We start from the raw sequence: 23,738 nt of genomic DNA, 5'->3' as shown, positions 1-23,738 counted from the left end.
CCGTGAGCGACGCCGCGACACCGGGCCGCGTCGCCTATCAGGGCGCGCCGGGGTCGTTCAGCCACGAGGCCTGTCTGGCTCTGAGGCCATGGGACGAAGCCGTGGGCTTCGACAGCTTCGCTGACGCAATTGAGGCGCTGCGTTCGGGTGACTGCGGCTGCGCCCTTATTCCTGTCGAGAACACCACCATCGGCGTGGTCGAGCCCGCCGCCAGTCTGGTGCGCGAAGCGGGGTTCCAGATCGTAAGCGAGGTCTGGCGGCCCATCCGGCTGGCGCTGATGGCGGCGCCTGGTGCGCGGCTTTCGGACATCCGCACGGCGGAAAGCCATCCGGCGGCGCTGGGTCAATGTGTGCGCGGCCTGGCGGAGCTTAGGATCAGCGCCATCGAGGCGTTTGATACGGCCGGGGCTGCCCGGGCGGTCGCGGAGGGGGGCGATCCAACCCGCGCCGCAGTGGCTCCGGCGGGTGCGGCGGATGCGTATGGTCTGGTGGTTCTGCGCAACGACCTTCAGGATTCATCGGATAATCGAACACGGTTTGTGCTGCTTCACGCCGCCAGAGCTTGACGGTGCACGAATTTTCCAGTCATCACGAGGCTTGGATCGCATCTGATCCCACCAACCGGACCGGACCCATGTCCTCGCTGCGCGCCCTGATGACCCTTGAAACCACCTCGCGCGCGGTGGCCGGCTTCTATTTCGGCCAACTCTATACCGGCTTTCGATACGCCGGCTGAGGCGTCGGGCTCACTTCAGCTCTGACCGCCTCGCCGGCGACCGTCCCTGACCGGGACGGCGACGCACGCCCGCGTCTGGCGGGCATTCCTCATCGAAGCACCCATGCCGAAAGCCTTCCCATGCCCAAGTCCTCGCTCCAGCAAGTCTGGCCCGAAATCAGTCCCGATCAGATGGCCCTCGCGGCCCTTCGTCACGAGATCGATGAGCTCGACGATCAACTGCTGAGCCTGCTCGAGCGCCGTCTGGCCATCGCCGCCCGCGTCGGCCGCGCCAAGGACGCTCCGGCCGGCCCCCACACCAAGCTGCGGCCCGATCGCGAACAGGCCGTGCTGGGCCGCATGTTGAGCCGCTGCAGACCCGAGAACGCCGAGGCGGTCGAACATTTGTGGCGCGAAGTCGTGGGCTGGGGTTTGGCCCGACAGGGCCGGCTTCTGGTCCAGGTCTGGTCGCCGGTCGAGCCCGCCCGAGCCTTTGACGGCGCGCGGCTGCGTTTCGGCGCGGCGGCCGACATCCGCATGGTGCGCGACCCGCAGGCGGCCCTCGCCCATGCGGCGGAGGGGCAGGGGATTGCCGTGATGGCCATCAACACTGACGACGCCTGGTGGATCGACCTGCGTCGGGCCTGGTCCAGCCTCAGCGTCTTCGACGGCTATGGCGGCGAGACGCCGACCTCGCTGGCGGTGGGCCTGATCGACCCTCCAGCCCTTCCCAAGGGCCGCCGTGTTGTTGTGACGGCTGGCGGCGACGCCGGCGACGGCTCGGGCGCGCGGCGCTGGGGCCTGAACACCCACCATGGCTGGACCCTGGCCCTGACCGACGCACCGCTTTCGCCGGGCGAGGCTGAGGGCTGCGTGGGCGCGATCGGCTAGAGGCGGTCGGCCATGAAGGCTGAGAAGGCGTCCTCGTCCTCGAACCGGGCCACGACGGGCCAGGCCACGGCCTTGCGCCGCCAGTCTGCGGGAAGGCGCACCCAGTCCTTCTCAGTCGTGACCAAGCCGGCGCCGAACACCGCCGCGCGGTCTTCTAGGAAAGCCAAGTCGGACAGCTTCCACGCGGCGTGGTCGGGATAGGGGGCGAAGTCCTTGAGGTCGCAGCCGGCGGCGATCAGCGACCGCTCGACCTTCCAGGGCTTGGCCACGCCGGCGAAGCCGACCTGGGGGCCGGGGGGCGGCGGGCCCAGAGGCTCCAGCCGAGCGATAAAGACCGGCAGGTCGCCAAACAGCGCCACCAGTTGGGGATCGGCGGCGTCTAGGTCGGCCGGCAGCAGGATGACCACCGCGTCCGCGCGCGCCAGCCCGGCCTTCAGCGGCTCGCGCATGGGGCCGGATGGGAAGACCGAGCCGTCGCCGAAGGGCCATTCATCGTTGCGCGTCTCGCCGTCGACCACGATCAGCGACAAGGTCTTGCCCAGGGTCGGGTTCTGATGCGCGTCGTCCAGCACGAGGGCCTGGGCCCCGGCGGCAGCCGCCGCGCGAGCGCCGGCCACACGGTCGCGCGCGATCCAGGCGGGCGCGTCGCCCGCCAGCATCAGGGGTTCGTCGCCCACATCCTCGGCCGTGTGGCGCGCAGGATCGACTTGGGCCGGCCCCTGGAGCCGTCCGCCATAGCCGCGCGACAGGGCGTGGGCCTCCACGCCTGACCGGCGCAGCAGGCGCAGCACCTCGCGCGCCACCGGCGTCTTGCCCGAGCCGCCAACCGTCAGATTGCCGATGGAGATGACCGCCGCGCCGGGGTCAACCGGCGTCGTCCTGCTAACCCGGCGCGCGGTTGCGGCCGCCCAGATCCACGACAGAGGCTTGAGCGCCGCCCGCGTCACCGGCGCGTGACGGCCCTCGCGGCTGTACCACCAGCGCGGCGTGGACAGCTTCATCGGGCGCGCCTGACCGGGGCTGCGGGCAGATGCGCCTGAAGCGTCAGCCACAGACGATCCAGACCCGAACCGGCCTCGGCGGCGGCTCGCCGCGCTCGCTCGCCCATGTCGCGGGCGCCTTGGGGATCGGCCAGAAGGGGGCCGACGACCGAGGGCAACTGGGCGGGCGAGGGCACGCTGGCCAGGCCGCCGGCGTCACGCAGGGCGCGCGTCACCTCGGCCCAGTTGGAGGCGTCCGGCCCGGTCACCACGGGCTTGCCCAGGCGCGCGGGCTCCAGCGGATTGTGCCCGCCCACCGTGCGGCCGCTGAGCGCCGGAGCGAAGGAGCCGCCCATGACCACCACGTCCGCCAGCCGCAGGAAGACCCCCAGTTCGCCCAGGGTGTCAGCGATGTAGAGGTCCGTTTCTTCCGTCACCGGCTCGCCGGCCGAGCGGCGCGCAAAGCCGTAGCCGTCTCTGCTGAGCGCCTGGGCGATGGCGGCTCCGCGCTCGGGGTGGCGGGGCACGACGATCAAGAACAGCCGGTCCGCCAGCCGATCCAGCGCGCGCACGATGGCGATCTCTTCGTCGTCGTGGGTCGAGGCGGCCACCACGACCGGCCGGTCGTCGATCAGGGCCGACAGCTGCGAAAACGCCGCCTTGTTATAGGGCAGTTCACCGCCCGACAGCTTCAGATTGACCTGCCCATCCACCCGCGCGCCCATGGCCGACAGGCGTTGCGCGCTGGCCTCGTCCTGGGGCCAGACGTGGGCGAAGGCGCCGAGCAGCCGCTTGGCCATGGCCGGCGCGCGCCGCCAGCCATCGGCGGTCTTCTGGGTGATGCGCGCGCTGACCAGCGCCAGCGGAACGCCGCGCGCCTGCGCCGCCGTCAGCAGATTGGGCCACAGCTCGCTTTCGACGAAGACGCCCAGGGTCGGCCGCCAGTGGCTCAGGAAGGCGGCGACCGCTGCGGGGCCGTCGACCGGGGCGAACTGATGGATGACGCCCGTCGGCAGACGCGTCTTCAGCACCTCGGCCGAGGTCAGGGTGCCGGTGGTGACCAGAACCGCCACGTCCGGCCGTTCGCGTCGAATGCGCTCGGCCAGCGGCAGGATCGACAGAGCTTCGCCGACGCTGACCCCGTGCAGCCAGACCAGAGGGCCGTGGGGACGGACCGCAGGCGTCCGACCCAGCCGCTCGTCCACGCGCCGCGTATCCTCCTTGCCCCGTTTCACGCGCGCGTCGAGCAGGCGAGGAGCCAGCGGCTCGAGAGCGCGGGTTAAAAGGCGATAGGCCAGAAGGGCGGGGCTGAAGGCCATCAGCCAGGCTCCAGTCCGGTCAGGGCGTCGGCGCGGGCTTCGACCGCATTCAGGCGGGTCGTCCAGTCGGTCGCGACCTCTGACAGCTCGGCGCCGGTGGGATAGTCCGCCACGTCCCAGACGATCGCGCCGCGCCCAAACGGCAGGGGCAGGACGGCCTTGTCCCAGCTGTCCAAGCGGATCGCAGGCTTGCACGACAGGCCGATGAACAGCACCGGCGCGCCTGACAGCTTGGCCAGCAGCGGCAGGCCCTCGGCCATCTGGCGGGCCGGGCCGCGCGGACCGTCGGGCGTGATGGCCAGGGCGCCGACCTTCAGCTGTTTCAGCCCGTCGCGCAGCGCCTGTGTCCCCCCCTTGGCCCTTGCTGTCTTGTCCTTGGCCGCCTTGTCCTTGTTCGCCGACGAACCGCGGATGGCCGGGAAGCCCTGGCGCGCGACCGCCTTGGCGATGAACTGGCCGTCGGGGCTGAGCGAAATCAGCCCCTTGGCGGGAGTCGCACGATCCAGAGGCCAGCAGGCGGGCGCCAGGCCGATGCGCGAGTGCCAAAAGGCGCACAGCACCCCGCCGCCGCGCTTCCAGATGGTCTCGGCGACATCCTGGTTTTCGTGCGTCCAGCGGATGGTGGCGAAACAGAAGCGCATCCAGGTCGCCAGGGTCCAGGCCAGGGCAGACTGGATGACGGGGTTTCTCAGCGGCCTCATGTCAGGCTCGCCACGTCGTCACGCTCGCCGTCCAGAGACTGCTGCCGGGCAAGGCGGGAATAGAGGCCGCCGCGCGACACGAGGGCGTCGTGCGAGCCCTCTTCGACCACCCGGCCAGCGTCCAACACATAGATGCGATCAGCCTTGCGCACGGTCGACAGACGGTGGGCGATCAGCAGGGTGGCGCGGCCGTCCATCAGCCGCTCCAGCGCCGCCTGGACCAGGGCCTCGCTCTCGGTGTCGAGTGCGCTGGTGGCTTCGTCCAACAGCAGGATCGGCGCGTCCTTCAGGAAGGCGCGGGCGATGGCGATGCGCTGGCGCTGGCCGCCGGACAGTCGCAGGCCGGCTTCGCCCACGCGGGTGTCGTAGCCCTGCGGCAGGGCGGTGATGAAGTCGTGCGCGGCAGCGGCGCGGGCGGCCTGCTCGACCGCATCCTGGGAGGCGCCGTCACGGCCGTAGGCGATGTTGGCGGCGATGGTGTCGTCGAACAGGAAGGGCTCTTGGGTCACCAGGGCGATGTGTGCCCGCAGATCGACCAGGCTGAGATCGCGAATGTCGCGCCCGTTCAGGGCCACTCGCCCGCCGGTCACGTCGTAGAAGCGCGGCAGCAGCGACAGGACGGTGGACTTGCCTCCGCCTGACGGGCCGACCAAGGCGACCGTCTCGCCGGGTGCGACGTGAAGCGAGACGTTCGACAGCGTGACGGCCGAGCCGCCATAGCTGAAGTCCACGCCTTCCAGCGCCACGGTCGCCGGACCGGGCTGGATGCGCTCGACCGACGCCGCCTCGCGGATCTCGGGCTGGATGTCGAGGGCGCGAAACAGACGGCGCGAGGCGGCAAAGCCTTCGGACATCACGGTCGCCAGATTGGTCACCTGGCGCAGCGACTGACCGGCCAGCATGACCAGGGCGATGAAGGCGGCGAAGGCGCCGACGGTCATCTGGCCCTGGCTGGCGCTCCAGCCCGCATAGGCCATGACGGCCGCGACGATGACATAGGCGACGATGTCGCTGGCTGGACCGGCAAAGGCGCGCGAATCGGCGCCCTTGATGACGTGGCGCTGGCGCCGATCGATGACGGCGGCGACACGCGCCTCCTCGGCGGCCTCGCGGTTCTCGATCTTGATGACCCGCACGCCGTCCAGGCTTTCCATCAGGGCGCTGGAGAGGGTCTCGGTTTCTGCCATCGCCCCGCGCGCGGCCTTGCGCGACTTCTTGCCGAAACGCCGGATGATCCAGTTCACCGCCGGGATGCCCAGAAGCACGATCAGCGTCAGCGGCAGATCGATGAAGCCCATGGCGATGATGACGCCGACGAGTGTCAGGCCGTGCTGGGTGTAGTTCACGACCCCCGTGGTGAACGCCTCGCGCACCAGATTGGCGTCGAACAGCACCGATGAGACGAAGCCGCCTGAGTGCTGGCTGCGCAGTCTGGCCAGGTCGGCCCGCACCATGCCCGAGAACAACTGCTTCTGGATGTCGCCCACCACCCCGTGACCCAGACGGTTCACCAAGGCCGACTGGCCCGCCATGGCGAAGGAGCGGATCATCGACAGCACGACGATGATCAGGGGAATGATGATCAGGGCCTGGTCACGTGGGACGCTCAGCACGCCCCAAATCCGCTCCGGCTGGGGGGCTGTGGTGAACAGGATGTCGATCGCCGGTTCCAGGAACTTGAGCAGCAGCGCCGTCAGGCCGCCGGCCAGGGCCGCCAGCGCCATGGAGGCGTAAAGGGCGGTCTGATGATTGGACAGATAGTCGCGCCAGATGCGCCGCAACAGCGGGCGCAGCGGCTCTCGATCATCGTCGGCGGGCGTCGTCATCGGACGGAGGTCGGACGGCGCGGCCCCCAAGTCAAGCGCGCCGGTGACGAGGGCGGTCCGCGCCTCTATGAAGCGGACATGGGGCGATACGATCTGACCACGCGCGCCGGGCGCTTTAAGGCGCACTGGGACTATGTCTGGAAGGATCATGCCTTCCTGCGGCGCTTCTTCATGAACGCCCACTGGCTAGGCCCGGACCTGGTCAGAACCAACCAGCCGTCGCCCCGTCAGCTGGCCTATTGGAAGGCGCAGGGCGTCAAGACGGTCATCAATCTGCGCGGCGTGCGCGACGAGGCCTATTATGCGCTGGAGAAGGACGCCTGCGCCCGGCTGGGCCTGACCCTGATCGACGCGCCCCTGGACTCACGCGACCCGCCCCAGCCGGACCGGGTCAGGCGCGCGCGGGACCTGTTCCGCACCATCGAATATCCGGCCCTGATCCACTGCAAGTCTGGCGCTGATCGGGCCGGCATGATGGCGGTGCTGTATCGCCACTTCCATCTTGGCGAGCCGATGTCGATCGCCATCAAGCAGCTCGACAAGAAGTACCTGCACCACCGCGAGGGCCTTACTGGGGTGTTGGACTATACGCTGGAGAAATATCTCCACGAGGTCGAACCGACGGGCGTGTCCTTCGCCGAATGGATCGACAGCGACGCCTATGATCCCAAGGCCATCCGAGCCGAGTTCAAGGCGCAGTGGTGGGGCAGGCTGCTGACAGAACGGCTTCTGAAGCGCGAATAAGCTTCAACCCCAGGGGCCGCGTGGTCCGCGATGCTGGTCCTGATCGCTGCGTTCGCCGGCGATCTCCGCTTGCCGTCGAGCTTTGCGGTCGGCCTCCCACTGGCTGAACCAGCGCGCATAGCGACGCTCGCGGCCCAGCACCATTATCCAGAAGGCCAGCAGCAACAGCATGCTGACCAGGCCCATCATCTGCTGGGCGTCGAAGGTCTGTCCGAAAAGGGTCAAGGGCGCGGGGCTCCAGGTCGATCGGAGGGCGTATCGACGGGCTGCGGCGGGATCGGATCGACTGCCGGCTGTTCCGCCGAGTGAACGGGATCGTTCCAGGCGGTGTCCTGCTCAAGGCGCTCGTCAGGCGTACGGTCGGTTTTCCTGCGGCTGATCCAGACGATGACGCCGACGGCGACAGCGCCTAGCGCCAGGATGATCAACAGAGTTTCCATGGTCGTCTCCCTCGCGAGCCTATGTCGAAGCAGCGCGCGAGGAAAACGCCGGTTCCGCTCAGGCGTGCGGCGCGTCGCCGCGCGGGTCGATCAGCTTGTGCGCATGCAGGATGAAGAAGCGCATGTGCGCGTTGTCCACAGTCGCCTGGGCCCGCGCCTTCCAGGCCTTCTTGGCCTCATCATAGCTCCCGAAGGCGCCGACGAATTCGACCTGCGACAGGTCGCGGAAGACAGGCGTGTCCACGGCGCGCAGTTCGCCGCCGATGACGAGATGAAGCAGTTGCGGGTCTTGGGCGTCGGCCATGGACGTCTCCGAAAGGCGAGCAAAGGGTATGCGGCAGCGCATTAGGCCGTGCGGGCCTCAGGATCAACCGCACCCTTGGTCGCCGCCTACAGTCCCAGAGGGATGGAGGCGCAGCGTTTCAGGATCAGGGAATGCAGGGCGGGGGCCGAACAGACCAGACTGGCCTGGCGCGGATCGGCGCGATTGAAGCGCCACGGGCGGCCGTGATGGTCGCTGACTAGAGCACCAGCCTCCTCGGCGATCAGGGCGCCGGCGCAGACGTCCCAGTCCCATTTGGGCGACAGCGCGATGGCGGCGTCGAACGCGCCGGCGGCGACCAGGGCCATGCGGTAGGCCAGGGCGTTGCGCTTCTCCAGCCGCATGACCGGCCACGGTTCGGGCCAGTGCGGCCCCTCCATCAGCCGGGCGTCAGCCAGAACCGAGGCGTCGTCCAGCGTCTCGGTGTCCGATGCGGTGATCGGCCGGCCGTTCAGCCGCGCGCCGCCGCCCAGCACGGCTTCGAAGGTCTCGTTCAGAGCCGGCGCATGGATGACCGCCGCGACCGGCCTCCCGTCCTCGACGACCGCAATCGGAATGCACCACCACGGCTTGTTCTTCATATAGGCCACGGTGCCGTCGATGGGGTCGACGACGAAGATCCGGCGGGCTTCGAGCCGATCGGCGCTGTCGGCCGTCTCTTCGGACAGCCAGCCATAGTCGGGGCGGGCGCTCAGTAGGGCTTCGCGCAGCAACTGATCGACCGCCAGATCGGCGTTGGTGACAGGCGAGCCGCCGCTCTTGGACCAGACCTTCAGGCCCGCGTCCCGCTCGGTCAGGGCGCGTTCGCCGGCGACCAGCACTACGGTGCGGATCAGCTCCAGGTCGGCGCGTCGATCCAGCAGGTCCTGCGCGGCGGCGGCCTCGGTCATTTGCCCGCGATGGCGACCGCGTCGAACAGAAGCGACGGGCTGTTGAACGACCCGCGGAACTCCAGGTCGGAGCCGCGCTGCAGCCGGGCATAGAGGTCGATCAGCTTTCCGGCGACCGTGACTTCGCTGACCGGATAGGCGATCGCACCGTTTTCGAACCAGAAGCCCGACACCCCGGCCGACCAGTCGCCGGTGTTGGGATTCAGCGACGGCCCGAACATCGAGGTGACCAGAAGACCGGTTCCGGCGTCGCCCATCAGGGCCGCCAGGTCGCGCTCGCCGGGCTCAAGATGCAGATTGTGCGTCGAGACGCCGGGCGGACCGGCGAGGCCGCGCGAGGCGTGGCCGGTCGAGGCCAGGCTCAGCTGGGCTGCGGCGGCCGAGTTCAAAAGCCATGTGGTCAGCCGTCCATCCTGGACCAGGGCGCGCCGTTCGACCGCCACGCCTTCGTCGTCGAACGGGGTCGAGCCCATGCCGCGCGGCCGGAAGGGGTCGTCGATCAAATCGACGCCGGCTGGCAGCACCAGCTGGCCCATCCGGTCCTTCAGGAACGAGCTGCCGCGCGCGATCGACGGGCCGGAGATGGCGCCGACCATAGGCGACAACACCTGGGTCGCTACGCGATTCTCGAAGATCACGGGGGCGGTGGTCGAGGCGATCTTGCGCGGGCCCACGCGCGCCACGGCGCGGCGTCCGGCCTCGCCGCCGATCTCGTCGGCGCCGGGCAGGTCCGACAGGTGTCGGGACGAGCGGTATTCACCGCCGCGCTCCATGGCGCCGTCCTTCTCGGCGATGACCCCGGCGCCCAGCGAGAAGCCGCTGCCGCGATAGACGCCCTCGAAACCGTGCGAGGTCAGGTGACGCCAGGCGCTGGTCGACCACGAGGCGTGACCGCCCTCGGACTTGGCCACGCCTTCGACCGCCAAGGCGGCGGCCTCGGTCTCGGCGGCGGCGGCTTCAAGCTCGGCGGCCGATCGTTCGGAGGCGTCGTACAGGTCAAGGTCGGGGTAGGGGCCGTGCGCCAACCGGTCCTCGGGGGCCAGGGCGGCGTAGGGATCTTCCGGTGCGAGCCTGGCCATGGCGACCGCGCGTTCGACCAGCCGCGTGCGGGTGGCGTCAGACAGGTCCGAGGCGGACACGGAGGCCTGACGGCGGCCGATGAAGACGCGCAGGCCCAGGTCGCGCGCCTCTTCCCGTTCGACGTCCTCGAGCTGGCCATTGCGCACGCCTACCGACAGGGCCTGCCGCTCGGAGGTGACAGCCTCGGCGGCGTCGGCGCCGGCCTTCAGCGCGGACTGGATCAGATCGGACAGCAGGTCGGGGAGGGCTTCAGTCATGCCCCGATATGGCGGACGGGGCGGGGCCTCGCAACCGCGCGGCTCAGATGACGGCGAAGGCGATCAGCGCCACGGCGGCCGTGAGCAGGGCCAGCCACGTCAGCAGCATGCCCAGCACCCGGCCCAGGGACGGCCCCTTCTGAAACAGCAGGCCCGCGGCATGGACGGCCCGCCCGACCAGCAGGGTCGCGCCCAGAGCATGGATCATCCACACCGGCGAACCGACCAGGGCCAGAAGGATCAGCGCGACCAGGCCGGCCGGCACATATTCCGTCGCGTTGCCGAAAGCGCGCGCGGCCGCCGTCATCTCGGGATGGCCGCCGTCCCCGAACGCCACCAGATGCCGCCGCCTGCGCCTAACCACCAGACCGGACAGGCCCAGCAGGAACAGGATCAGAAGACCCGCCCACAGCGCCGCCGCGTGCAGCGCCAGATCGACGCCGTGGATGGCCTCCAGAACGTCGACGTTCATTGCTCGCGGCCCACGGGATACAGGCGGAACCGCTGATCGTAGAAGGGCGTGCGCTCATAGAACCAGGCGAGGCGGGCGTCGGCGTTGGCCGCGAAGTCCGGCTCGGCCGCCAGCTTGGCGTCGAACTCGGCCTTCAGCGCCGGATCGGCGTCCAGCATCCGATCGGCCAGAGGCGCGATGGCGTAGGCTTCGATGTATTCGACGCGGCTCAGCACTTCGGGGAACAGGCCCCAGGCGAAGAAGCTTTCGGTCGACTGCGGCTCCAGCAGCAGGACCACGATGTCGCCCAGCGGCTGGTCGGTCGGCACGCGAACGGAACCCTTGGGGAAGGTCCAATCCATGCGCTCGGCCTCGACGCCCGAGACGGTGACGCCGACGTGTCCCTCGTTGGCGCGCGACGCCAGACGGGGCTCCTGCAGGCGCAGCATCTCGACATCGGCCACGCGCGGCTCGGACAGAACCTCCATCTGCACACCGTGCGCGCGCAGGCGCTCGATGATGTCGGGGCGGTGGCCCGGCACCCAGTAGGCGGTCGGGCGCTTAAGCGTCAGCGTCGGGCTGGAGCCGTAGAAGGGCACCTGCCACACCTCCGGGTCGGCCTGACCGAGCCAGCGGATCTCGCGGCGACCGGACGACGGGCTGTCATAGTGATCGTACAGGATGCCCGTGAAGGCGCGAGTCGACGACGGCTGGTTGTCGGCGACGAAGTTAGTCGGGATCTCAGTGGGCCGAAGAGCCTGATCGGCGGCGATGGCGGTGCGCAGCGCGGCGCCGTCCCGAGCCAGGCGGCGCATCGATTCCTCGATCAGCACATAGGTGCCGAGCACGCGCTGCTCATAGGGTTTGAGGCTGTGGTTCTCGATCAGGACCGTGGGCACGTGGGCCGCCGAACCCCAGCCGTTGGAAAACCGCTCGCCCAGGCCGCCGTCGGACAGGCCCTTCTTCGGATCCTGATCGTCCAGGCCAAAGACCAGTTCGCCGGGGATGTGGCCCTGGGCCTCCAGCGCGTCATTCATGGCCGGCTTGAACACATCGTCCAGCCAAGCCGAAATGGCCGGGGAACGGGTGAAGGTCCCATTCTCGCCGTTGAAGCCGAAAGTGACGTCGTACTGGTAGTCCATGCCGTCGGTGACGTGGATGTCGAGATAAAGGTCCGGCCGATATTTCAGCACCAGGCCGCGCACGGCGCGCATCTCAGCCTGATCCATCTTCAGATAGTCGCGGTTCAGGTTCTGATTGGTGGCGGTGTTGCGCCAGCCCTGGATGCGTGGCCCGCGCTGATTGGGGCGCGAGTAGGCGCTGGCCCGCTCGTGACCGTCCACGCTCAGGATCGGGATCAGGATCAGGTTGACGCGGTCCAGCAGATCCGACTTGCCGTAGAAGGCCATGTCGCGCAGCAGCATCATGCCCGCGTCCTTGCCGTCGATTTCGCCGGGGTGGATGCCGGCCTGGGCCAGCAGCACCGGCTTGGACGGATCGAACTGGGCGCCGTCCTTGGAGGCGATGACGGCGTAGATCGGACGGCCTTCGGGCGAGACCCCGAACTCCTCGATGCGGATCAGGTCCGACGCCTGATCCAGTCGGTGGAACCAGGCGCGCGTGTCGGCGTAATCCGGGCTGAAGTCGAGGGCGGGGTCACGCTCGAAGTCGGTCGCCCAGCGATCACCGGGCTCACGCAGCAGGGCGCGGCTGGCTCCGTTCCATTCCGGCGCCGGCGGCAGGAAGGCCTGATCCCAAGGCGCAGCGTTGGGCACGGAATGGTCCTGGGACATGGCGGGGCTCGCTGCGAGGGCCGCGAGGGCGGCGATCAGTGACGTGAGGCGCATGCGCGCGTTCATCCGCCCTCTCGGCGCGCGTGGCAAGCCACGTCAGGTCTGAAGATCAGCCCCCCAGCTGCTGATTCAGGCGTTCGACCTCACGCTGTTCGCGCTCACGGCGCTGATTCAGTTGCGAGAGTCGACGTTCCTGAGCGGGGGTCAGAACCGCGCCGCCTTCGCGCGCGGTTTCCAGCTCCGAGATGGAGCTTTCGAGTTCCATGAGGCGATCCTCGGCCTCGTAAAGGCGGTTCTGAAGGCGCGTCTCGCGCGTCTCGCGCGGCGGCTGTGAGTTGGCGCGCGCGGCGTTGCGGCCGGCGAGGACCTGAGCCTCTGCAGTGACGGGGACGGACACGACCGGGGCGGCGAGGGTTAGAGCCAGTACGGTGGCGGCGATGCGGATCATTAAACTACTCGGCTTTGCGGCTGGGAGCGGAAGCCGAGTTCAGATTACATCGCGGTCATGTGCAAGCGCCTTTTTTGTCACAATTTCTTTTTCGAGGGCCAGATAGGGCTGGCGTCGCCGGGAAGACCCAGGCGATCCCATATCTCCGACACTCGCTCGATCACGCCCTCGTCCATGCGGATTTCCTCTCCCCATTCGCGCTTGGTCTCGGGCTCCCACTTGTCTGTAGCGTCCAGACCGATCTTGGAGCCCAGGCCGCTCTCGGGGCTGGCGAAGTCGAGGTAGTCGATGGGCGTCGACTCGATCACTGTGATGTCGCGCGCCGGGTCCATCTTGGTCGAGATGGCCCACATGACGTCCTTCCAGTCGCGGGCGTCGATGTCGTGGTCCACGACGATCACCCACTTGGTGTACATGAACTGGCGCAGATAGCTCCAGACGCCCAGCATCACGCGCTTGGCGTGGCCCGGATAGGCCTTCTTCATGGACACTACGGCGATGCGGTAGCTGCAGCCCTCGGGCGGCAGCCAGAAATCGACGATCTCTGGAAACTGCTGGCGCAGCAGGGGAATGAAGACCTCGTTCAGCGCCTCGCCCAGCACCGAGGGCTCGTCCGGCGGGCGGCCGGTGAAGGTGGTCAGATAGATCGGGTCGCGGCGCATGGTGATCGCCGTCACCTGAAACACCGGGAAGGTTTCGACCGAATTGTAGTAGCCCGTGTGGTCGCCATAGGGGCCTTCCGCCGCGTGTTCGTTCAGCAGCACATGGCCCTCCAGCACGATCTCGGCGTTGGCCGGCACCATCAGCGGCACCGTCTTGCAAGGGACCAGCTCGGCCTTGGCGCCGCGCATAAGGCCAGCGAACTGATACTCGGAAAGCGTGTCCGGCACAGGCGTGACCGCCGCCAGAATGGTCCCAGGATCAGCCCCCAGCACGACCGCGCAGGGCAGGGGCTCGGTTGGCCGGGCCTTCTTGTGCCGGGCGTAGTGCTGCGCCCCGCCGCGATGCGCCAGCCAGCGCATGATGGCCTTGTCCTTGCCCAGCACCTGCATCCGATAGATGCCCAGGTTGAAGTCGTCCTCTCGGTCGTCGGACGGCCCCTTGGTCACGACCAGGCCCCAGGTGATCAGGGGCGCCGGCTCGCTGGGCCAGCAGCCCTGGATCGGCAGGCGGGTCAGATCGATCTGATCGCCGGTCAGCACGACCTCCTGCACCGGCGCCTTCTTCACCGTCTTGGGGCGCATGGCCATGACGGTCTGCATCAAGGGCAGCATCTCCATGGCGTCGCCCAGGCCGCGCGGCGGCGTCGGATTGCGCAGGAAGGCCAGCAGTTCGCCGACCTCACGCAGCTCGGCGGCGGTGGTGCGGTTCTTCTTCTCCAGCGTCACGCCCATGGCGACGCGCTTCACCGTGCCGAACAGGTTGGCCAGGCAGGGGATGGGGCTGATCGAGCCGTCGGGCATAATCGGCTGTTCGAAGATGACCGCCGGGCCGCCGTTGCGCAGCAGCCGGGTCTGGATCTCGGTCATCTCCAGATGGGTCGAAACGGGCTCGGTGACGCGCACCAGCTCGCCCTCCGCCTCAAGAATGTCGATGAAATCGCGAAGGGACTTGTAGGCCATGGGCTGACGCTTAAGCGGCCCGGCGGTCCGTGTCACCTCGTCCAAAGACGCGATCCAGCAGGACGAGGAACAGGCCGATAACCAGGAAGACCACCAGGATCAGGCCGGCCCAGCCCGCCGTCCGCACCCAGCCCTGCTGGTCGACATTAAGAAACCAATAGGGCCGCCAGCCGCTTGTCAGGCCGTGAACCAGCGTCCAGCCGGTGTAGCCCAGCGGATAGGCGAGCCATTTCAGCGGGTCGATCCAGCACAGTCGGCCCTTGGACGTGAACAACAGCCAGTCGGCCCAGAAGGCCAGCGGCATGACGGTGTGCAGCGCCACGTCAGCGACCAGCTGCCAGCCCTGTGGATCCCAGACCCGCGCCAGCAGCAGGTGATAGATCAACCCAACGACGCCGATATAGAGCGCCACGGCGGCGCGCACGCCCTCGCTGCCGGCCCAGCGCCCTAGCCGTGTGCGTGGCCACAGCGCCGGCGCGGCCAGGGCCACGACCACCAGGACGTTGGTCAGGATGGTGAAGAAGCTGAAGAATCGAAGGGTGGCTTCGCCCCCAGCACCGGCCGGCTGGCCGCCGATCATCAGGCCATACTGCAGCGCCAAGGCGCCCGCGCCGATCAGGGCGAACAGGGTGCGCCAGGCGCGCGCGAGGCCGGGGCGGGCGATAATCATCACTGCAGCAGGCGCTCGTCCCGTGCGGCTGTCAATCTGCGGCGAAGCTTCGATCCCCGGCAGTCCATTCCAGCGCGAGCAGGCGGCAAGCCGAGGCCAGAGGTCGTCTGCCGCGGCGCTCGTCCAGGCGGATCAGCAGCGCCGAACGACCAAACCCGAGTTCAGTCCCGATCCGGTCCAGCACGGCCCAGAACTCAGGCTCCAGCGCGACCGAGGTGGCGTGCCCTGACAGCAGGACCGACCGCTTGACCAATCCGCTCAAGGGGCGCTGACGCCCACAAGAACGATGTCGACCCGATCCGGCGCACCGCGCGTCAGCACGGAATGGCGGGTGTCGGTGGTGAACCGGAGCGCGCCCGCCGGATCGCGGATTTCCGCACGCACGGCGTACTCATGGCGCGGATCGAGATCTAAAGCCGGGGTCGAAAGCTGCACGGCATAGGGCGGCCCACGCCCTTCCAGATCCACCGTCGCTTCCGCCAAAGTGCGCGACGGCGCGTCGGCCAGGCTTACGTCGTCCAGGGTCACCTTCAGCGTATGGCCCGGCGGCAGCAGGATGCGTTCACGATAGGTGACGGTGACATCCACCGTCCTCTGCTCCGGCTGGGCCGGCGGCGTGGCGGCGCATCCGGCGATGACGCCGGCGAGCGGCGCAATGAGGGCGAGACGCATGGGAGGTTCTCCTGTGGGGACAGTCTACCTTAAAACGATCTTCGTCACAGACGGATGCGAGACGTGTAGCGCGCGGCCGAAAATCGGGTGCTAGAGGCCGGTCGTGAGCACTTCGAATCGCACCGCCATGCCGGCTTCCGTCTTCGCTCTTGGGGGCGTGGCGGTTTGCGCCCTGATCTGGGGCACGACCTGGTACGCGATCACCCATCAGCTCGGCGCGGTGGACCCGGTGGTGTCCGTCGTTATGCGTTTCGGTCTCGCGGCGGCGATCCTTTTCGCGGTGGTGAAGTTCACGGGCGGGCGTATCGGCCTGACCACACGTCAGCACCTGGCCGTGCTGGGGCAGGGCGGCTTCGCCTTTTCGGTCAGCTATCTCTGCGTCTACCGCGCCGAGGAGAACATCGCTTCGGCGATTGTCGCGGTGATTTTTGCGGCCCTGGCCTTCGTCAACCTTGTGCTGTTTCGTCTGGCATCGGGCCAGAAGGCGGCGGCGTCGGCCTGGCTGGGCGCTGCGCTGGGCGTCATCGGCGTCGCGGTGTTGTCGGGCGGGGAAATCCTGCGCGCCGGGCTCAGCGAACGGGCGGCGCTGGGCGTCGGCCTTTCGATCGTGGCTGTGATCGCCTCGGCGTTCGGCAACTGGTTCGCGTGGCGTGGACAGCAGGCGGGCGCTGGCGTTTTGGCGGGCACGGCCTGGGCGATGGCCTACGGCACGGGGCTTCTGGCCCTGTTCGGGCTGGCGACCGGCGTGTCCTGGGCGGTGGAGTGGACGCCGGCCTATGTGGTCTCGCTGCTCTATCTGTCCCTGTTCGGCTCGGTGATCGCGTTCGGCCTGTATTTCACCATCGCCAGAGCGCGGGGTTATGCGCTGGCCAGCTATATCTCCGCCCTGACGCCGCCGATCGCCATGGGCGTGTCGGTGCTGTTCGAGGGCGCGCGCTTCGGACCTAGCGCGCTGGCGGGCCTGGCGCTCGTGCTGGCGGGACAACTGGCCCTGATGCGGGCCAACCGGAAGGTCAGGCGCTGACCAGCAGCGAAAGCTGGCGCGCCGACATCTCGCGCCCGCCTTCCTCGATCTCGCGATCCAGCAGTCGGGTGGGATAGTCGCCGGTGAAATAGTGGTCTGTGAACTGGGGCTGGGTCGCGTGGCGGCCGTCTTCGCCCAGCGCTCGGTAAAGGCCGTCGATCGACAGGAAACCAAGCGAATCGACTTCCAGCTCCTTGGTCATCTCCTCCAGCGTTCGGTTGGCGGCCATCAGCTGGCTGCGCTCTGGCATGTCGATGCCGTAGAAGTCCGGATACAGGATCTGCGGGCTGGCCGAGCGCAGGTGGACCTCGGCCGCGCCTGCGGCGCGTACGGCGCGAACCAGCTTCAGCGAGGTGGTACCGCGCACGATCGAGTCGTCGATCAGCACGACCCGTTTGCCAGCGAGCGCCGCCTTGTTGGGGCTGTGTTTCATGCGCACGCCCTTCTGACGCGCGCCCTGGCTGGGCTGGATGAAGGTGCGGCCCAGGTAGTGGCTGCGGATGATGCCCATCTCGAACGGGATGCCGCTTTCCTGGGCGTAGCCGAGTGCGGCAGGCACGCCTGAATCGGGCACCGGGACCACGATGTCCGCCTCGACGGCGTGTTCGCGCGCCAGAACGCGGCCCATCTCCTTGCGGACCTCATAGACGGACCGGCCGTTCACGATGGAATCGGGGCGTGAGAAGTAAACGTATTCGAACATGCAGGGGCGCGCGGCCCCGACGGCGAAAGGCTTGAGCGAGCGCAGGCCCTGATCGTCGATGACAACCACCTCGCCGTGTTCGACGTCCCGCACGAATTCGGCGCCGATCATGTCCAGCGCGCACGTTTCTGACGCCAGCACCCAGGTCTCGCCGACCTTGCCCAGCACCAGCGGACGGATTCCCAGCGGATCGCGCGCGCCGATCATCTTGCTGCGCGTCTGAGCGACCAGGGCGTAGCCGCCCTCGATCCGACCCAGGGCGTCGATGAAGCGGTCGACGATCTTGGCCTTACGGCTCCGAGCGATGAGATGAAGGATCACTTCGGAATCGGAGGTCGACTGGAAGATGGCGCCTTCGCCGACCAGTTGCTTCCGCAGAAAATGGAAGTTCGTCAGGTTGCCGTTGTGAGCGATGGCGATGCCGCCCTGGTCCAGGTCGGCGAACATCGGCTGAATGTTTCGCAGGAAGCTGCCGCCCGCTGTGGAATAGCGGGTGTGGCCTACCGCCGCCGAGCCGGGCATGCGCTGCGACAGGTCCGCGCCGCCGAAGGCTTCGCCGACCAGGCCCATGTGCCTCTCGGTGTGGAACCGGGCATCCTTGACGCTGGCGATCCCGCAAGCCTCCTGGCCGCGATGCTGAAGCGCGTGCAGGCCCAGGGCGACGATGGACGAGGCTTCGTCGGCCTCGGCGCCCCACGCGCCGCAGACGCCGCACTCAAGGCGCAGCGCGTCATCCTCGGGATCGCGCGCGTGGGCGCGGTGAACGACGGGTTCGGCGATCATGTGGTCCATCGTCGGGCTCCGATTGACCTGTTTTGGGGGCGCGAGGGCGAGGTATTCCTGGATTAGGGCCGGGGCAAGTCCGGATCGTCGGAAAAGCCGCGTCGGATCGATCCGTCGACCAGGGGGGTGACGGCGTCGACGCCCCGGCCGAGCCCCGGCAGGATCCACTGGATGGCGTGGGCGGAGCGCACGCTGAGACCATAGGAGAACGCCTCGTCCAGCCAGCGCGGAGAGCGGTCGCCGGGCAGGCCGGCCGCCACCGTCAGGTGCACCGCGCCGATCAGCAGCAGGCCCCGCGCCGCGCCGATGACGACGCCGAACAGCCGGTCGATCGCGCCCAGCGCGCCGTGCGCCTTGGCGCCCTTGGACAGGGCCGAACCGACAAGACGCAGCAGGAAATAGACGAGAAAGAAGCCGACGATCACCGCCACGACCGAGCCGATCCAGTCGGGATCGATCAGGCCGCGCATGACCGGAGCTGTGACGGGCAGGGCGATCAGGGCGACGAAGGCGGCCAGGATGGCGCTGAGCAGGCTGACCAGTTCGCGCACGCCGCCGCGAACCGCTCCGGCCGCGACCGAGGCGATCAGCACGATGGCGACGAAGAGGTCGTATCCGGTCACGGCGTCAGTCGTAGCGGTTCTGCGAGATTCGTTCGACGACTTCCGTCAGCCGCGTCATCGAGGTCAGGCTGACGCCCGGCGCCTTGACGGTCAGGGGCGGCGTAAGGGCCTGGTCGAAGCCGAGCTTCTGCGCCTCGCGCAGACGGGCCTCGGCGCGGCCGACGGCGCGGACCTCTCCCGACAGGCTGATCTCGCCAAAGGCGACGCAGCCCTGGGGCAGGGGCAGATCCACCGCCGAACTGATCAGGGCGGCCGCGGCCGCCAGGTCGGCGGCCGGTTCACTGATCCGCAAGCCGCCCGCTACGTTCAGATAGACGTCCTGGTCGCCAAAGCCGAAGCCGCAACGCGCCTCCAGCACGGCCAGCACCATGTTCAGCCGCCCTGTGTCCCAGCCGATGACGGCCCGGCGCGGCGTGCCGTAGGCGGACTTGGAGACCAGGGCCTGAATCTCGACCAGAACGGGGCGCGAGCCCTCGATGCCGGCGAAGACAGCGGCCCCCGGCGCGCGGTCCTTGCCTTCGCCCAAGAACAGGACCGACGGATTGGCGACCTCGCGCAGGCCGGCGTCGCCCATTTCGAACACGCCGATCTCGTCAGTCGCGCCGAAGCGGTTCTTGCCGGCGCGCAGGATGCGGAAGGGATAGCCGCGTTCGCCTTCGAAGCTGAGGACGGCGTCGACCATATGCTCGACCACCCGCGGGCCGGCGATCTGTCCGTCCTTGGTGACATGGCCGACCAGGACGACGGCGACGCCCTGCGACTTGGCCAGCCTTACCAGTTCGCCGGCGCAGGCGCGCACCTGGGTCACCGAGCCGGGGCCGGCCTCGTGGGCGTCGGACCACAGGGTCTGAATGGAATCGATGATGACGATGTCGAACGTCTCGCGCTTCAGCGTAGCGATGATCTCGCGAAGCGCCGTGGCCGAGGCCAGGTTCACCGGCGCGGTCTCCAGACCCATGCGCTTGGCGCGGGCGCGGATCTGCTCGATCGCCTCCTCGCCCGAGATGTAGGCCACCCTGGCCCCGCGCAGAGCCGCCTTGGCGGTGACCTCGAGCAGCAGGGTGGACTTGCCCACGCCCGGATCGCCGCCCAGCAGAAGGGCCAAGCCGGGGACCACGCCACCGCCGCAGACCCGGTCGAACTCGGTCACGCCGGTCAGGATGCGCGGCGGCTCGGGCGTGTCGGACTGCAACGTCTCGAACTGCACGCCGCGCGTTCGTCTGACCGCCGCTGGCTTCAGAGCGCCGGGCGGGGCCGAGCGGCTCTCCTCGACAATGGAGTTCCACTGTCCGCAGGCCCCGCACTGCCCGGACCATTTCCCGTGCACAGCCCCGCAGGACTGGCAGACATAGATCGCACCGTCTCTCGCCATGGGGGGTGCTTACAGCATGGCCGGGCAAGGCGTCAGCCGCCGTCTGAAGCGGTGCGTCCGATGCTGACGCAGACCTGCGTCGCTTGACTTGGCGGGACGGGGGCGCGACCTAGCCGCCTCGCATTCCAAGGTTTCCGATCCCATGACCGTCAAGGTTCGTTTCGCCCCGTCGCCCACGGGCCGGCTGCACGTCGGCAATGTGCGCACCGCCCTCGTGAACTGGATGTTCGCCAAAGGGCAGGGTGGTCAGTTCGTGCTGCGCATCGACGACACCGACCTGGCCCGCTCCACGCGCGAGTTCGAGCAGGGGATCGAGGACGACCTGACCTGGCTGGGTCTGGTCTGGGACGAACGCCACAACCAGTCCAAGCGTTTCGATCGCTACGATGCCGCGGCCGAGGCGCTGAAGGCGACCGGGCGTCTATACGCCTGCTACGACACCTCCGAAGAGCTGGATCGCCGGCGCAAGGTGCAGCTGTCGCGCGGCCTGCCGCCGATCTACGACCGCGCGGGTCTCAGCCTGACGGACCAGCAGAAGGCCGCGTTCGAGGCCGAGGGCCGCAAGCCGCACTGGCGCTTCAAGCTGGACGGCCGCCGCGTCGCCTGGGAAGACCTGTCGCGCGGCCACGCCGAGGTCGATACGGCCTCGATGTCCGACCCCGTCCTGATCCGCGAGGACGGGCTGTTCCTCTACACCCTGCCGTCGGTCGTGGACGACCTGGATATGGCGATCACCTACGTGATCCGGGGCGAGGATCACGTCACCAACACCGGGGCGCAGATCGAGATTTTCGAGGCGCTCATCGCTACGGGCTGGGCGGGCGTTTTGCCGGGCTTTGCGCATATGCCGCTGCTGGTCGGCGCCGACGGCCAGGCCCTGTCCAAACGCCTGGGCTCGCTGTCGATCGCCGACATGCGCGACCAGGGCTATGAGGCCATCGCCATCACCAGCCACCTGGGGCGGATCGGCACCTCGGACCCGCTGGAGTTCGCGACCTCGATCGAGGCGCTGGGCCAGGGCTTCGCCTTCTCCAAGATGGGTCGGTCGCCGGCGCGCTATGACACGGCCGACCTGGACCGTCTCAACGCCCAGGCGCTGCACGCCCTCAGCTATGCGGAGGCTCAGCCGCGGCTGCAGACGCTGGGTTGCGATCTCGGCGAGGCGTTCTGGAACGCCGTGAAGCCGAACCTGGGCAAGTTCGCCGAGGTCGAGCAGATGGCCGCCATCGTGCGTGGCCCGGTTGCACCGGTCATCGAAGACGTCGCCTTCGCCGAGGCGGCGCTGCGTCTGCTGCCCGAGACGCTGGACGATCAGGCGTGGAGTGTCTGGACCCAGGCGGTCAAGGCCGAGACGGGCGCCAAGGGCAAGGCCCTGTTCATGCCGCTGCGGCTGGCGCTGACCGGACAGGCGCATGGCCCCGACATGGCGGCGATCACGCCCTTGATCGGCCGCGAGGCGATCCAGAAACGGCTGCGCGGGGAGGCGGGCTGACCAAGAAAAAGGGCCGGGTTGGAATGCTCCAGCCCGGCCCCTCTGACTTCTGCGGCTTGAACGCTTAGGCGTTGCAGGCGGCCAGTTCGGCTTCGGTCAGGGCGACGCCCTTGTAGGTGAAGGCGGTCAGCTGACCCAGACGCTGAGCGACGCGGCGGCAGGCGCGCGGCGCGGGCTGGTTGGAACCGCCGGTGGCGGTGCAGGCCGAGCCTTCGCAGCGCCAGGTGGCGCCGTCGATGATGGTGCGGCCGGCCGGAGCCTTGGCGGCGTCCGCCAGGGTGGCGCTGCTGGCCGGGGCTTGAGCAAAGGCGGGAGCGGCCGCGAACAGGGCGGCGGCGACGAGAAGGGCGCGCATGAGGCGTCTCCGACAAAGAACCGGGGCGCGACAGGGCCCCACCGCGTCAATGTCCGTTTTCCAAGAAAACTGTCAAGGCGCGTTTCGAATGAAAACGCACGGACGAGACTGACCAATGGTTACTTATCGGTGATCATGTCGCAAGTGCGGCCGTATCGCGCGTCTCTGTCAAAGCGTCCAGAACGCCCGCCACATCGTCACGCACGATCCACGCGTCCATAAAGCCCGCAGGTGTCATGCCCTCGGCGACGCTGTGTCGCATCAGGGCGAAGAAGCCGTCCCAGAAGCCGTCGATGTTGAGGAAAATGACCGGCTTGGCGTGCAAGTCCAGCCGCTTCCACGACAGCAATTCGACCACCTCTTCCAGCGTACCGACGCCGCCCGGCGCGACCACGAAGACGTCGGACTGATCGTACATCAGCTGTTTGCGCTCGTGCATGGAGGTGACGACCACGGTCTCGACCTCGTCGAACAGCCGCTCCCGGCTGCGCAGGAAGGCCGGCATGATGCCGAGCACGCGTCCGCCGGCGTCATGGGCTCCGCGCGCGGCGGATCCCATAAGCCCCACGCCGCCGCCGCCGTACACCAGCCGCCAGCCTGCCTGCGCTACGCCTGCGCCGAATTCGCCGGCCGCCTGATGATAATCAGCGCGCACAGCTTCGGAGGCCCCGCAAAACAGACAGACGGACGGGCCATCGAAGGGAGCGATCGGAACAGGGGAAAGCGGCATGGGACCTCGTCGGGATGGCAGACAGCCCGCAGGTCGCGCTATCTGGCTTTGCAACAGGGCATAAAGGGTCGCGCGCCATGATGAAACGTCTGTGTCCGCTCGCCTTCGCCATGCTGGCGGCGGCCTGCTCGCCTGCTCCCGACCAGGCCGGAATGGAGGCGGTCGGCAGTCAGGCTGACGCCTGGCTGCAGCCGCCTGTTGTCGAGCAGGTGTCGCGAACGACGGCCGGCCTGTCGGTCACCGGCGTCGCTGGACCCGGCGCGCGCGTGGTCCTGCGTGGCGCCGCCGGCCAGGCGTTTGCAGCCGCAGCTGACCAGAATGGGCGATTCGACGTGCGGCTGGATCCCGGTTCGACTGACCTGATCCTGACGCCTGAGGTCCAGAACGGCCAGGACACCGCCACCTCTCCCAGCCGTCTGGCGCTGCTGGCTTCGGGCCCGGCGGCTGTGCTGACCGTCGGCGACGCCACGCGCCGCCTGGACGGTGAGCCAGGAGGGCTGGACGCGGCGGACGATGACGGTCGCCTTGTGATCCTGTCGGGCCGAACCGCAGTCAATGCAGCCGTCGTGGTCGAGATTGACGGCGAGGGTCGCGAGGTCACGGCGGATGCAACGGGTCGATGGACGCTGGCGGCGCCCGCGGGCGCCTCGGCTGTCGCCGTCGGAGGACGCGGCTATCGGTTGCCATCGCTGACCGCAGGGGACGGCGGGGTGTCGAGGGCGGGCGAGGGGTGGCTGGTTCGCTGGTCGCCGCCGGGCGAGGGAAGCCAGGCAGTCTGGCTGCCGGATCGACCTTAATCCCGCATTAACCAAAGCAGTCGAAGAGGGCGGTGTCT

Annotated in this window: 27 protein-coding genes; 6 read left to right on the top strand and 21 right to left on the bottom strand. The window is 68.5% G+C overall.

All coding sequences use genetic code 11. The annotated features are described in order from the left end of the window. Positions 1–2: 2 nt before the first annotated feature. Positions 3–566, top strand: coding sequence for a prephenate dehydratase domain-containing protein (locus tag ACK4I0_RS07530; protein WP_409609553.1), 564 nt, complete (start codon positions 3–5; stop codon positions 564–566). Positions 567–856: 290 nt separating this feature from the next. Beyond that, entirely contained in the window at positions 857–1,606 is a 750-nt protein-coding gene (locus ACK4I0_RS07525) for a chorismate mutase (RefSeq protein WP_409609552.1), read from the top strand. Here ACK4I0_RS07525 and lpxK read toward each other — a convergent pair. Genes lpxK through ACK4I0_RS07505 form a run of 4 tightly spaced genes read right to left on the bottom strand, consistent with a single transcriptional unit; the run spans position 1,603 to position 6,432 of the window. Next, positions 1,603–2,607 carry a tetraacyldisaccharide 4'-kinase gene (gene lpxK / locus ACK4I0_RS07520; protein ID WP_409609551.1) on the bottom strand — a complete coding sequence of 335 codons (1,005 nt, stop codon included), beginning with the start codon at positions 2,605–2,607 and terminating at the stop codon, positions 1,603–1,605. The genes ACK4I0_RS07525 and lpxK overlap by 4 nt on opposite strands. After that, positions 2,604–3,905 (bottom strand): 3-deoxy-D-manno-octulosonic acid transferase, encoded by a 1,302-nt coding sequence (locus ACK4I0_RS07515; protein ID WP_409609550.1) that lies wholly within the window; start codon positions 3,903–3,905, stop codon positions 2,604–2,606. Before ACK4I0_RS07515 ends, lpxK begins: the two co-directional genes overlap by 4 nt. Further along, complete coding sequence (locus ACK4I0_RS07510) at positions 3,905–4,606, bottom strand: lysophospholipid acyltransferase family protein (protein WP_409609549.1); 702 nt, start codon at positions 4,604–4,606, stop codon at positions 3,905–3,907. The genes ACK4I0_RS07515 and ACK4I0_RS07510 overlap by 1 nt, the downstream gene beginning before the upstream one ends. Continuing rightward, positions 4,603–6,432 carry an ABC transporter ATP-binding protein gene (locus tag ACK4I0_RS07505; RefSeq protein ID WP_409609548.1) on the bottom strand — a complete coding sequence of 610 codons (1,830 nt, stop codon included), beginning with the start codon at positions 6,430–6,432 and terminating at the stop codon, positions 4,603–4,605. The genes ACK4I0_RS07510 and ACK4I0_RS07505 overlap by 4 nt, the downstream gene beginning before the upstream one ends. A 78-nt stretch (positions 6,433–6,510) precedes the next feature. Here ACK4I0_RS07505 and ACK4I0_RS07500 point away from each other — a divergent pair, with 78 nt between their 5' ends. Continuing rightward, a complete protein-coding gene (locus ACK4I0_RS07500) occupies positions 6,511–7,176 on the top strand; it encodes a fused DSP-PTPase phosphatase/NAD kinase-like protein (RefSeq protein ID WP_409609547.1) in 666 nt (221 codons plus the stop codon). Positions 7,177–7,179: 3 nt separating this feature from the next. Here ACK4I0_RS07500 and ACK4I0_RS07495 read toward each other — a convergent pair whose 3' ends face one another. The 12 genes from ACK4I0_RS07495 to ACK4I0_RS07440 all read right to left on the bottom strand — a co-directional run bounded on the left by ACK4I0_RS07495 (position 7,180) and on the right by ACK4I0_RS07440 (position 15,821). Beyond that, positions 7,180–7,401, bottom strand: coding sequence for a hypothetical protein (locus tag ACK4I0_RS07495; protein WP_409609545.1), 222 nt, complete (start codon positions 7,399–7,401; stop codon positions 7,180–7,182). Next, positions 7,398–7,616 carry a hypothetical protein gene (locus ACK4I0_RS07490; protein WP_409609543.1) on the bottom strand — a complete coding sequence of 73 codons (219 nt, stop codon included), beginning with the start codon at positions 7,614–7,616 and terminating at the stop codon, positions 7,398–7,400. The genes ACK4I0_RS07495 and ACK4I0_RS07490 overlap by 4 nt, the downstream gene beginning before the upstream one ends. A gap of 58 nt (positions 7,617–7,674) precedes the next feature. Then, positions 7,675–7,920: a DUF4170 domain-containing protein gene (locus ACK4I0_RS07485; protein WP_409609541.1), complete on the bottom strand. Its 246-nt coding sequence runs from the start codon at positions 7,918–7,920 to the stop codon at positions 7,675–7,677. A gap of 86 nt (positions 7,921–8,006) precedes the next feature. Further along, positions 8,007–8,828 (bottom strand): 3'(2'),5'-bisphosphate nucleotidase CysQ, encoded by an 822-nt coding sequence (locus tag ACK4I0_RS07480; RefSeq protein ID WP_409609539.1) that lies wholly within the window; start codon positions 8,826–8,828, stop codon positions 8,007–8,009. After that, positions 8,825–10,165, bottom strand: a complete 1,341-nt coding sequence (locus ACK4I0_RS07475) for a TldD/PmbA family protein (protein ID WP_409609537.1) — start codon at positions 10,163–10,165, stop codon at positions 8,825–8,827. Before ACK4I0_RS07475 ends, ACK4I0_RS07480 begins: the two co-directional genes overlap by 4 nt. 43 nt (positions 10,166–10,208) lie before the next feature. Continuing rightward, positions 10,209–10,637: an MAPEG family protein gene (locus ACK4I0_RS07470; RefSeq protein ID WP_409609535.1), complete on the bottom strand. Its 429-nt coding sequence runs from the start codon at positions 10,635–10,637 to the stop codon at positions 10,209–10,211. Beyond that, positions 10,634–12,463: a M14 family metallopeptidase gene (locus ACK4I0_RS07465; RefSeq protein ID WP_409609533.1), complete on the bottom strand. Its 1,830-nt coding sequence runs from the start codon at positions 12,461–12,463 to the stop codon at positions 10,634–10,636. Before ACK4I0_RS07465 ends, ACK4I0_RS07470 begins: the two co-directional genes overlap by 4 nt. A 55-nt stretch (positions 12,464–12,518) precedes the next feature. Then, positions 12,519–12,857 carry a hypothetical protein gene (locus ACK4I0_RS07460; RefSeq protein WP_409609531.1) on the bottom strand — a complete coding sequence of 113 codons (339 nt, stop codon included), beginning with the start codon at positions 12,855–12,857 and terminating at the stop codon, positions 12,519–12,521. A gap of 77 nt (positions 12,858–12,934) precedes the next feature. Further along, on the bottom strand, positions 12,935–14,479 hold the full coding sequence (locus ACK4I0_RS07455) for a UbiD family decarboxylase (RefSeq protein ID WP_409609529.1): 1,545 nt from the start codon (positions 14,477–14,479) through the stop codon (positions 12,935–12,937). Between the two features lie 10 nt (positions 14,480–14,489). Next, a complete protein-coding gene (locus tag ACK4I0_RS07450) occupies positions 14,490–15,149 on the bottom strand; it encodes a Pr6Pr family membrane protein (protein WP_409609645.1) in 660 nt (219 codons plus the stop codon). Positions 15,150–15,180: 31 nt separating this feature from the next. Beyond that, positions 15,181–15,411 carry a ribbon-helix-helix domain-containing protein gene (locus ACK4I0_RS07445; protein WP_409609527.1) on the bottom strand — a complete coding sequence of 77 codons (231 nt, stop codon included), beginning with the start codon at positions 15,409–15,411 and terminating at the stop codon, positions 15,181–15,183. After that, a complete protein-coding gene (locus tag ACK4I0_RS07440; protein WP_409609525.1) occupies positions 15,408–15,821 on the bottom strand; it encodes a YbaY family lipoprotein in 414 nt (137 codons plus the stop codon). The genes ACK4I0_RS07445 and ACK4I0_RS07440 overlap by 4 nt, the downstream gene beginning before the upstream one ends. A gap of 103 nt (positions 15,822–15,924) precedes the next feature. Between ACK4I0_RS07440 and ACK4I0_RS07435 the strand changes: the two genes are divergently transcribed. Then, on the top strand, positions 15,925–16,845 hold the full coding sequence (locus ACK4I0_RS07435; protein ID WP_409609523.1) for a DMT family transporter: 921 nt from the start codon (positions 15,925–15,927) through the stop codon (positions 16,843–16,845). Here ACK4I0_RS07435 and purF read toward each other — a convergent pair. The 3 genes from purF to radA are packed head-to-tail and all read right to left on the bottom strand — an operon-like array spanning position 16,835 to position 20,326. Further along, on the bottom strand, positions 16,835–18,340 hold the full coding sequence (gene purF / locus ACK4I0_RS07430) for an amidophosphoribosyltransferase (protein WP_409609521.1): 1,506 nt from the start codon (positions 18,338–18,340) through the stop codon (positions 16,835–16,837). The two genes, ACK4I0_RS07435 and purF, sit on opposite strands and share 11 nt — an antisense overlap. Before the next feature lie 53 nt (positions 18,341–18,393). Then, positions 18,394–18,954, bottom strand: a complete 561-nt coding sequence (locus tag ACK4I0_RS07425; protein WP_409609519.1) for a CvpA family protein — start codon at positions 18,952–18,954, stop codon at positions 18,394–18,396. A 4-nt stretch (positions 18,955–18,958) separates the two neighbouring features. Continuing rightward, positions 18,959–20,326, bottom strand: coding sequence for a DNA repair protein RadA (radA, locus tag ACK4I0_RS07420; RefSeq protein ID WP_409609517.1), 1,368 nt, complete (start codon positions 20,324–20,326; stop codon positions 18,959–18,961). A gap of 142 nt (positions 20,327–20,468) precedes the next feature. Between radA and gltX the strand changes: the two genes are divergently transcribed. Continuing rightward, a complete protein-coding gene (gltX, locus tag ACK4I0_RS07415; protein WP_409609515.1) occupies positions 20,469–21,818 on the top strand; it encodes a glutamate--tRNA ligase in 1,350 nt (449 codons plus the stop codon). A gap of 64 nt (positions 21,819–21,882) precedes the next feature. Here gltX and ACK4I0_RS07410 read toward each other — a convergent pair whose 3' ends face one another. After that, positions 21,883–22,173 (bottom strand): CC_3452 family protein, encoded by a 291-nt coding sequence (locus tag ACK4I0_RS07410; RefSeq protein WP_409609513.1) that lies wholly within the window; start codon positions 22,171–22,173, stop codon positions 21,883–21,885. Between the two features lie 133 nt (positions 22,174–22,306). Next, positions 22,307–22,903, bottom strand: a complete 597-nt coding sequence (locus tag ACK4I0_RS07405) for a TIGR00730 family Rossman fold protein (RefSeq protein WP_409609511.1) — start codon at positions 22,901–22,903, stop codon at positions 22,307–22,309. Positions 22,904–22,980: 77 nt separating this feature from the next. Here ACK4I0_RS07405 and ACK4I0_RS07400 point away from each other — a divergent pair, with 77 nt between their 5' ends. Beyond that, positions 22,981–23,700, top strand: coding sequence for a hypothetical protein (locus tag ACK4I0_RS07400; RefSeq protein ID WP_409609509.1), 720 nt, complete (start codon positions 22,981–22,983; stop codon positions 23,698–23,700). Positions 23,701–23,738 lie beyond the last annotated feature (38 nt).

The sequence above is a fragment of the Brevundimonas sp. genome (assembly GCF_046295775.1).
Classification (GTDB): domain Bacteria; phylum Pseudomonadota; class Alphaproteobacteria; order Caulobacterales; family Caulobacteraceae; genus Brevundimonas.
This window is presented reverse-complemented; position numbering and strand designations above follow the sequence as displayed.

Coding starts and splice junctions, on each gene's coding strand:
- ACK4I0_RS07460 (WP_409609531.1), bottom strand. CDS start 12,857: ATGATCCGCATCGCCGCCACCGTACTGGCTCTAACCCTCGCCGCCCCG.
- ACK4I0_RS07455 (WP_409609529.1), bottom strand. CDS start 14,479: ATGGCCTACAAGTCCCTTCGCGATTTCATCGACATTCTTGAGGCGGAG.
- ACK4I0_RS07475 (WP_409609537.1), bottom strand. CDS start 10,165: ATGACTGAAGCCCTCCCCGACCTGCTGTCCGATCTGATCCAGTCCGCG.
- ACK4I0_RS07470 (WP_409609535.1), bottom strand. CDS start 10,637: ATGAACGTCGACGTTCTGGAGGCCATCCACGGCGTCGATCTGGCGCTG.
- ACK4I0_RS07450 (WP_409609645.1), bottom strand. CDS start 15,149: ATGATTATCGCCCGCCCCGGCCTCGCGCGCGCCTGGCGCACCCTGTTC.
- lpxK (WP_409609551.1), bottom strand. CDS start 2,607: ATGAAGCTGTCCACGCCGCGCTGGTGGTACAGCCGCGAGGGCCGTCAC.
- ACK4I0_RS07515 (WP_409609550.1), bottom strand. CDS start 3,905: ATGGCCTTCAGCCCCGCCCTTCTGGCCTATCGCCTTTTAACCCGCGCT.
- ACK4I0_RS07400 (WP_409609509.1), top strand. CDS start 22,981: ATGATGAAACGTCTGTGTCCGCTCGCCTTCGCCATGCTGGCGGCGGCC.
- ACK4I0_RS07440 (WP_409609525.1), bottom strand. CDS start 15,821: ATGCGTCTCGCCCTCATTGCGCCGCTCGCCGGCGTCATCGCCGGATGC.
- radA (WP_409609517.1), bottom strand. CDS start 20,326: ATGGCGAGAGACGGTGCGATCTATGTCTGCCAGTCCTGCGGGGCTGTG.
- ACK4I0_RS07465 (WP_409609533.1), bottom strand. CDS start 12,463: ATGCGCCTCACGTCACTGATCGCCGCCCTCGCGGCCCTCGCAGCGAGC.
- ACK4I0_RS07505 (WP_409609548.1), bottom strand. CDS start 6,432: ATGACGACGCCCGCCGACGATGATCGAGAGCCGCTGCGCCCGCTGTTG.
- ACK4I0_RS07405 (WP_409609511.1), bottom strand. CDS start 22,903: ATGCCGCTTTCCCCTGTTCCGATCGCTCCCTTCGATGGCCCGTCCGTC.
- ACK4I0_RS07410 (WP_409609513.1), bottom strand. CDS start 22,173: ATGCGCGCCCTTCTCGTCGCCGCCGCCCTGTTCGCGGCCGCTCCCGCC.
- ACK4I0_RS07525 (WP_409609552.1), top strand. CDS start 857: ATGCCCAAGTCCTCGCTCCAGCAAGTCTGGCCCGAAATCAGTCCCGAT.
- ACK4I0_RS07510 (WP_409609549.1), bottom strand. CDS start 4,606: ATGAGGCCGCTGAGAAACCCCGTCATCCAGTCTGCCCTGGCCTGGACC.
- purF (WP_409609521.1), bottom strand. CDS start 18,340: ATGGACCACATGATCGCCGAACCCGTCGTTCACCGCGCCCACGCGCGC.
- ACK4I0_RS07500 (WP_409609547.1), top strand. CDS start 6,511: ATGGGGCGATACGATCTGACCACGCGCGCCGGGCGCTTTAAGGCGCAC.
- ACK4I0_RS07485 (WP_409609541.1), bottom strand. CDS start 7,920: ATGGCCGACGCCCAAGACCCGCAACTGCTTCATCTCGTCATCGGCGGC.
- gltX (WP_409609515.1), top strand. CDS start 20,469: ATGACCGTCAAGGTTCGTTTCGCCCCGTCGCCCACGGGCCGGCTGCAC.
- ACK4I0_RS07490 (WP_409609543.1), bottom strand. CDS start 7,616: ATGGAAACTCTGTTGATCATCCTGGCGCTAGGCGCTGTCGCCGTCGGC.
- ACK4I0_RS07480 (WP_409609539.1), bottom strand. CDS start 8,828: ATGACCGAGGCCGCCGCCGCGCAGGACCTGCTGGATCGACGCGCCGAC.